The sequence below is a fragment of the Pinisolibacter sp. genome (assembly GCF_036782435.1).
GTDB lineage: Bacteria > Pseudomonadota > Alphaproteobacteria > Rhizobiales > Ancalomicrobiaceae > CALBKH01.
Window position 1 is genome coordinate 1 of the sequence record NZ_DAIPZB010000088.1, and the last position, 7,756, is coordinate 7,756.

4 protein-coding genes are annotated in these 7,756 nt (G+C 67.7%); 2 read left to right on the top strand and 2 right to left on the bottom strand.

Annotation, left to right across the window (positions count from 1 at the left end; genetic code table 11):
* The first annotated feature begins 552 nt into the window (after positions 1-552).
* Complete coding sequence (cysD, locus tag V7Q42_RS20925; protein ID WP_333826209.1) at positions 553-1,458, top strand: sulfate adenylyltransferase subunit CysD; 906 nt, start codon at positions 553-555, stop codon at positions 1,456-1,458.
* A gap of 86 nt (positions 1,459-1,544) precedes the next feature.
* Positions 1,545-3,371 carry a sulfate adenylyltransferase subunit CysN gene (cysN, locus tag V7Q42_RS20930; protein WP_333826210.1) on the top strand — a complete coding sequence of 609 codons (1,827 nt, stop codon included), beginning with the start codon at positions 1,545-1,547 and terminating at the stop codon, positions 3,369-3,371.
* Positions 3,372-3,523: 152 nt separating this feature from the next.
* On the opposite strand, the gene V7Q42_RS20935 is transcribed toward cysN, so the two are convergent.
* Together V7Q42_RS20935 and V7Q42_RS20940 are read right to left on the bottom strand one after the other, a co-directional pair.
* A complete protein-coding gene (locus V7Q42_RS20935) occupies positions 3,524-5,647 on the bottom strand; it encodes a capsular polysaccharide biosynthesis protein (RefSeq protein ID WP_333826211.1) in 2,124 nt (707 codons plus the stop codon).
* Positions 5,644-6,774, bottom strand: coding sequence for a capsular polysaccharide export protein, LipB/KpsS family (locus tag V7Q42_RS20940; protein WP_333826212.1), 1,131 nt, complete (start codon positions 6,772-6,774; stop codon positions 5,644-5,646). Before V7Q42_RS20940 ends, V7Q42_RS20935 begins: the two co-directional genes overlap by 4 nt.
* Positions 6,775-7,756 lie beyond the last annotated feature (982 nt).

Here is a 7,756-nt window from a genome sequence, read left to right on the forward strand (position 1 = left end):
CCTACGGAAAGGCGGCCCCGTTTAACAGCCGAGCCGCGCCAGGGTCAAGCCGAACAGAACTTCGTAGGGGGTCTCGGGCTCGCGCCGACGGAGACGCGCGGAGGTTCTTCGGATTTGCAAACAGCGGCATTTCCGGTATGGGCAGCACATTCGAAAGTCGGCGGAGCGGAGCGCATCGGTTCGCCGCCGATACGCCGGTCGCGGCGATGTCCTTCCGTGTCGGATGGCGCGCCGCGCCGGATGTCGGGCCGTGTCGTCGGCCCCGCCCCATCGGGGCGAGCCCGGTTTCACCGACGCGACGTCGACGGCCGCGGGAACGGCTCCGGTCACCGCTCGGATCGCCCCGCCGACGACGACCGGCCGACGCGCCGACGGGCACCTCTCGGCGGTCGCACGTCCGGTCGGCGAAAGGCGGATGGCGTCACACTCGGAAACCGACGACCGGGAGATGTCCGGCCCGATGGAGACGGACGCGGTTCAGGGCCGCGCGTCGCCGGGCCGTTCCGGCGGAAGCCGGGCACCGGCCACTCGTGCCACAAGGGGGTACTCGGCTTGCAACACGATCGCCTGACGCGTCTTCGCCGGCTGGAAGCGGAGTCGATCTTCATCATTCGAGAGGTCGCCGCCGAGTTCAAGAACCCGGTCATGCTCTATTCGATCGGCAAGGACTCCTCGGTGAGGCTTCATCTGGCGATGAAGGCGTTCCACCCGTCGAAGCCGCCCTTTCCGTTGCTCCACGTCGACACGACCTGGAAGTTCCGCGAGATGATCCGCTTCCGCGACGACACGGCGAAGCGGCTCGGGCTCGATCTCATCGTCCACTCCAATCAGGAAGGCCTCGATCAGGGGATCACGCCGTTCACGCACGGCTCGTCGACCTACACCAACGTGATGAAGACCGACGCGCTGAAACAGGCGCTGACCCGATACGGCTTCGACGCAGCCTTCGGCGGCGCCCGGCGCGACGAGGAGAAATCGCGCGCCAAGGAGCGCATCTTCTCCTTCCGCACGGCCAGCCACACCTGGGACCCGAAGAACCAGCGCCCCGAACTCTGGCGGCTCTACAACGCCCGCGTGGCGCCGGGGGAATCGATCCGCGCCTTCCCGCTGTCGAACTGGACCGAGCTCGACATCTGGCAATACATCCTGGTCGAGAACATCCCGATCGTGCCGCTCTATTTCGCCGCCGTACGACCGGTGGTCGAGCGCGACGGCCAGTTGATCATGGTCGACGACGAGCGCTTGCCGCTGCTGCCCGGCGAAACGCCGGAGATGCGTGAGATCCGTTTCCGGACGCTCGGCTGCTATCCGTTGACCGCCGCCATGGAGAGCTCCGCCAGGACGCTGCCGGAGATCGTGCGCGAGATGCTGCTCGCCCGCACCTCCGAACGCGCCGGCCACTTCATCGACCACGACGAGGCCGGTTCGATGGAGAAGAAGAAGGACGGGTACTTCTAAGGACGGGTACTTCTGATGTCCACCGAAGCTCCGCTGGATCCCGCCGCCTTCACCGACCATCTCGCCGCCACGAGAAGAAGAGCCTGTTGCGCTTCCTCACCTGCGGCTCGGTCGACGACGGCAAGTCGACGCTGATCGGCCGCCTGCTCCACGACACCAAGCTGCTGTTCGAAGACCAGCTGAAGAGCCTGGAGCGCGACAGCCGCAAACACGGAACCGTCGGTGACGACATCGACTTCGCCCTCCTCGTCGACGGCCTCGAGGCCGAGCGCGAGCAGGGCATCACCATCGACGTCGCCTATCGATTCTTCGCCACCGATCGGCGCAAATTCATCGTCGCCGACACCCCCGGTCACGTGCAGTACACCCGCAACATGGCGACCGGGGCTTCCAACTCGGATCTCGCGGTGATCCTGGTCGACGCCCGCTACGGCGTCCTGCCGCAGACCCGCCGGCACTCCTTCATCGTGTCGCTGCTCGGCATCCGCCACGTGGTGCTGGCCGTCAACAAGATCGACCTGGTCGACCACAGCCAGGAGGTCTTCCACCGCATCGTCGCCGACCATGCCGCCTTCGCTTCCGATTTCGGCTTCGAGACGCAGGTCGCCATCCCCATGTCGGCCCGCTTCGGCGACAACGTCCTCGATCACGGCCCCCACATGCCCTGGTACAAGGGGCCGACCCTGGTCCACCATCTCGAAACCGTCGCCATCGGCGAGACCGACTACGATCGGCCGTTCCGCATGCCGGTGCAGTGGGTGAACCGGCCGAACCTCGATTTCCGCGGCTTCTCCGGGACCATCGCCGCCGGCACGTTGCGCCCGGGTGATCCGGTCGTCGTCGCCACGTCCGGGTGCAGCACGACGGTGAAGTCGATCGTCACCCGGGACGGCGAACTCGACGAAGCCTACGCCGGCGAGGCGGTCACCCTGACGCTCGCCGACGAGGTCGACATCTCGCGCGGCAACGTCCTGTCCTCGCCGACCGACCGATTCGAGGTCGCCGACCAGTTCGCCGCCGATCTCATCTGGATGGCCGACGAGCCGGCGATGCCGGGGCGACCCTATCTGATCAAGATCGGCACCAAGCTGGTTCCGGCCCAGATCACCGAGATCAAGTACAAGATCGACGTCGACACGTTCGGTCACCTCGCCGCCAAGCATCTCGTCCTCAACGAAGTCGCCCGGGTCAACGTGGCGCTCTCCGAGGCGGTCGCCTTCGACCCCTATGCCGTCGCCCGCGACACCGGCGCCTTCATCGTCATCGACCGGCTGAGCAATCTGACGGTCGGCGCCGGCATGATCGCGTTCGGACTGCGCCGCGCCGCCAACATCCATCGGCAGGCGCTCGACGTCACCAAGGAGGCGCGTGCCGCCGCCAAGGGCCAGCGTCCCGTCGTCCTGTGGTTCACCGGCCTGTCCGGCGCCGGCAAGTCGACGATCGCCAACCTCGTCGAGAAGAAGCTGCACGGCGCCGGCCGTCACACCTACGTGCTCGACGGCGACAACGTTCGCCACGGCCTCAACAAGGACCTCGGCTTCACCGCCGCCGACCGCGTCGAGAACATCCGGCGCGTGGCCGAAGCCGCCAAGCTGTTCGTCGATGCAGGCCTGATCGTGCTCACCGCCTTCATCTCGCCGTTCCGTTCCGAGCGACAACTGGCGCGCGAGATCCTGGAGCCCGGCGAGTTCGTCGAGGTCTTCGTCGCGACCCCGATCGAAGAGGCCGAGAAGCGCGACCCCAAGGGCCTCTACAAGAAGGCGCGCGAGGGCAAGATCAAGAACTTCACCGGGATCGACAGCCCCTACGAGGCGCCGCAGGCGGCCGAACTGGTGCTCGACACCACCTCGACCGACGCCGAGGCTCTCGCCGATCAGGTGATCGAGTATCTGCGGACCAACGGTCACATCTGATACCGGGTTCACGAAATTCGGACCCGCCCGAATTTCGTGAGTTTCGGCCCGACCGGCCGACGCCCGTTCGGGCTCGCCTTCGCCCATGAAGCTCCGAATAGGTCGGGACTTCATGGCCTCGGTAAGACCCCGCGCCGAGGCGGAGGCCGCCCTCAGCGGCGGCGCAGGCCGGCGAAACGGGCGAGGGGAAAGAAGACGCCGTGCGCCGCGCGGGCGATCGTGTGGCGAAGCGCCGACGCGAGACGTGCCGTGGCGGTGGCCGGGGCGCTGCGGCCTTCGGAGAGACGTTCGACGATGGTCTCCACCGGGCAGGGTCGGCCGCTCACCGGATCGACGTAACGTGGGTAGAGGATCAGGGCGACGGCGACGAGTTCGTCGAGCGTGAGCCGCCGATCGCGGCGCGTGACGGCGAGGGCATCGTCGGTGAGCCCCCAGCCGGCGTAGAACGGCAGCCCATGCGTGGCGACGTCCAGACCGCGCAACAGGGCCTCGAAGCCGGTCAGCGACGTCATGGTCTCGACGCGGTCGACGTCGGCGAGCAGCGACGGCATCGACACGTCGGAAACGACGCGGTCGACGAGCCGGTCGCTCTCCTCTTTCGGCACGGCGCCGCGGCGATAGCCGGCGTGGACGTCGGGATGCGGCTTGTAGACGATGAACGCGTCCGGCCAACGGGCTCGCACACGGCGCAGCAGCTCGACGTTGGTGGTCACGGCCGGCGAGCCGAGGCGCACGGACGCATCGTCCTCCACCTGTCCCGGCACCAGGATACGCAGGCGGTCGGTCGGCAGATCGAGCCGCTCGTCTCGGGCGTCGTTGTACTTCGACAGCCGCCGGGTGACGATCGCCTCCCGGAGGTGCGCGGCGCGAGCCAGCAGTTCGGCGTCGAACTCCGTCTCGCGGGCCAATCGCTCGAACCGGCTCGGCCGGCGGGGATCGTAGTAGATGCCCTCGTCGTCGAAGACCAGGGACGCGGGTGAGACGAAGGCGGCTCCGAGGCCGACCGAGCGCAGGAAGCCGTCCTCGGTCCGGACCAGCGTCGCGGCACCCGGCGCGAGCGCCCGGCCGGCCGCCTCGCCGTCGCCCCAAACGACGATGCGAGCGGTTTCGGCACGCGCCGATGCCGCCGCGGCGTCCATCGATCGAGCGAAACGCGGCGGGCCGTCGACCCCGTCGAGGAACGGACGGATGACACCGCGTTTCCAACGCGTCATGCCGACACAGATCGAGCGGGTCTCGTCGTGGAACCGATCGCGCAGGAACGCGAGCCGCTCGACCGCCTCCTCGAAGCCGATGCGACGGCCGAACCACGGATCGAGCCAGCGGCAGTAGTCGAAGTAGGCGGCGGCGAAGAGCGTTTCGCGATCAACCGTCGCGGTGCGCCGGGCGATCGGTGCGAAACGATCGTCGGTGAGGCCCCATCCGGCATAGGCGGCGGCGCCGAAGCAGACCACCGGAACGCCGGCGATCATCGCTTCGAGACCGAACTGGCTCGACACGACGTAGACCGCGACGGCCGTCTCGATCAACGCCCACGGATTGACGTCGGCGTCGACGAGGACGACGTCGCGTTTCCGCGCGGCATCGACCAGATGCCCGCGTTTCGCCCCCGAGATCGCCTCGGGATGCACCTTGACCGCGATCGTGCGACCGGGATTTTCGGCGATCGCCGCGTCGAGCATGGCGACGAAGTCGGCCGGCTTCGCGCCGGCTCCGACGATCGACGCGTCGCCGTAGGTCTGGTCGACGACGAGGACCACGTCGCGCCCGAACGGCAGGCCGAGCGCGGCCGGCGACCGCATCGGCGCATGATTGTACTTCGACAGCCGCAGTTCGCGCAGCCGCGCCATGGCGGCGGTGGCCCGCGCCCGGTCGGTCGGCGCCTGCGCCGCCCGCCGCAGGATGGCGGTTTCCAGGTCGCTCGATTCGGAGGCGTCGTAGTAGATGCCGGACCGGTCGACGATCCAGCCGATGGAGCCTTCGCCGCGGCCGGGGCGAACCGACCGCAGGAAGCCGTCCTCGAGCGCGACGAAGGGCAGACCCCGGCGTCGCGCCAGCGATCGGGCGCCGGCGGCGGTTCGGCGATGGCCCCAGCCGACGACGAGATCGACGTCGGTCCGGCTCCAGGGGAACAGACGGACCGGCTCGACGTCGAGCAGCGTCGCCACGTCGCGCCGAAGTCGCCAGACGCCATGAACGAGAACTCCGGCGCGTCGACGGGCAGCGACATCGGCCGGCTCACCGCTTCCGATCGCGCCGGCGTCCGACGGTGTCATTCTCGATCTCCGAGCGCCGCCCTCAGGCGCGCGACCACGCCTTCGCCCAGGGAAGGCCAGGTGTGGCGCAGATAGAAGCTGCCGGGAACGAGAGCATGCCGGCGCACGTGCTCCTTGAAGCGAGCGGTCTTCTCCGAATCGACCGGACGCGGGTTCACCCAGAAGGAATCGAACTCCTCGGTCGTTTCGGGCCGGAACGCCAACCCCTCACCCTGATAGAAGGCGTCGCCGACCGACAACACCGGAATGCCGGCGCCGAGGGCGGCGATCCCGGTGGTCGAGTTGATGGTGACGAGCCCGCGGGCATGGCGGACGAGCGGCATGAACGGCCCGGCTTCCAGGTAGCTCACCCGCCCCCCCAGACCGCTCCCCTCGACGAGATAGCGGAGGTTCTTCTTGTGATGGCCGTAGCCGATGTCGAGCGGGTGGGCCTTGACCACCAGATGGCAATCGGCCGGGGCGGCGCGGCGGAACGAGTCGAGCGCCTGTTCGAGGAAGATGCGCGTCGTCCAGCCCCGCCCATGGCGGACCAACTGCATGTCGTCGTGAACCTGGAGGGAGAGGACGAAGAAGGGTGGATGGTCGGGCCGGTTCAACCGCGCGAAGAACTCCGCGTCGTGTCGCCGCGAAACGAAGCGACGCCACAACGCGCGGGTCCAGTAGCGGAATTCGGTCCGGATGCGCCGTTCGCGATGATGCCGATAACGGGGGAACAGGAAATGACTGAGACGCAGAGCCCCGAAATAGACCATCGCGGCGCGCGTCATCGCGTAGGTCGAGCTTTCGAGCGCCGGCGCGGGAGGCGGCGGATCGAGCGGCGCGTCGGCCACGAAGGTCCCGGCGAGCAACGAATTGGCGTTGTTGCCGCCGAGTTCGAAGGTGACGTAGTCGGGCCGGATGTAGCCCTCTTCGAAACAGAAGACCGGAACGCCGAGACGGTGCGCCGCATCGGAGGCTGCTCGATGAATCGGGCGCTCGTCGCCGAAGAGGACCACGGCATCGGCCGGCCAGCCATGGATGATCGCCGTGATCGCCTCTTCGTAGCTCTCCTCGCGGGGTCGAACGACCTCGAACGATTTTCCCACCGCGAAGAGAATGTCCCCACCGTTGAAGACGAGGCGACGCACGTCGAATCCGGCCTCCTCAAGGTGCCTCTGAAGGAATCGGAAGAAACCTCCGACCGGCCCTTGGAGCAGGAGTATCCGTTTACCCATGGCGACTTCTCAAAAACCGCAAGAAGGCCGAACAGAAACATCTGGTCGACGGAGAGCAATCAACCGCTTCCGTCAACACGATGACAGAGGGCGCAGGAACAACACCGCATCGAGCGCGCATCCCCGCTGTCAGTAGCTATCGGCTTCGACGCAGCCATCGGCTTCGACGCCGGGTATTTTTAGCGCCGACCCGGCGATCGGGCAACCGCCGGAAAGTCATAGACCTTCGCCAGAGGCGGACCGATCTTGCCCCCTCCGGGCCCAGCTCTCACGTCGGAGGAGAACGTGGTTCCTTCGATAGCGGTACCGAACCCTGGTCTCGGCGTTCTCCCTGATCCCTCGGACGAGTGCGGCCTGCGAGCGGCGCCGGCTCCTCCAGAGGTGGGCCGATCGATCCGTCCGAAGCACACCGCAGGCCCGACGCGTCGCGACCTTCCGAGTGGCGAGGGCGTGGTCGACACGTTCGCGCCGCCGCACAGGCTTCACAGCTTTCGGTCGAGCACGTGCCTCACAACACCGCCTCGTCCAGGGAGGGGTCGGCGACGAGCTTCTTAAACCTCGAGTTCTCTCCCTCGAGCAGCCGCAGCCGCTTCATCTCCGGCGGCACCGAGCCGGCGTACGTCTTCCGCCACGCGTGAGACGAGTCGCGTCGCTGATCCCGGCTTTGCGGCACACCGCGCCGCCCTCCGACGAATCCGACGCGTGGCCCCGGGCGGTCGGCTCTCGAGCGCGAGGCGGCGTCAGACCGGGGGCGGCAGACGGAACGACACGGTCACCCGTTGCCCCGATTCGAGCACGACTGAGAATTGCAGGAGGGCTCGTCGTTCGAAGCTCGGTTCAGCGTCTTCTGACGAGGGCCTGTAGCCGTAGAGGATCCGCGAAAGGCCGATACGGC

What these genes read in the sequence shown, in the direction of transcription:
- V7Q42_RS20935 (WP_333826211.1), bottom strand. Translation starts at nt 5,647, where the DNA reads ATGACACCGTCGGACGCCGGCGCGATCGGAAGCGGTGAGCCGGCCGAT.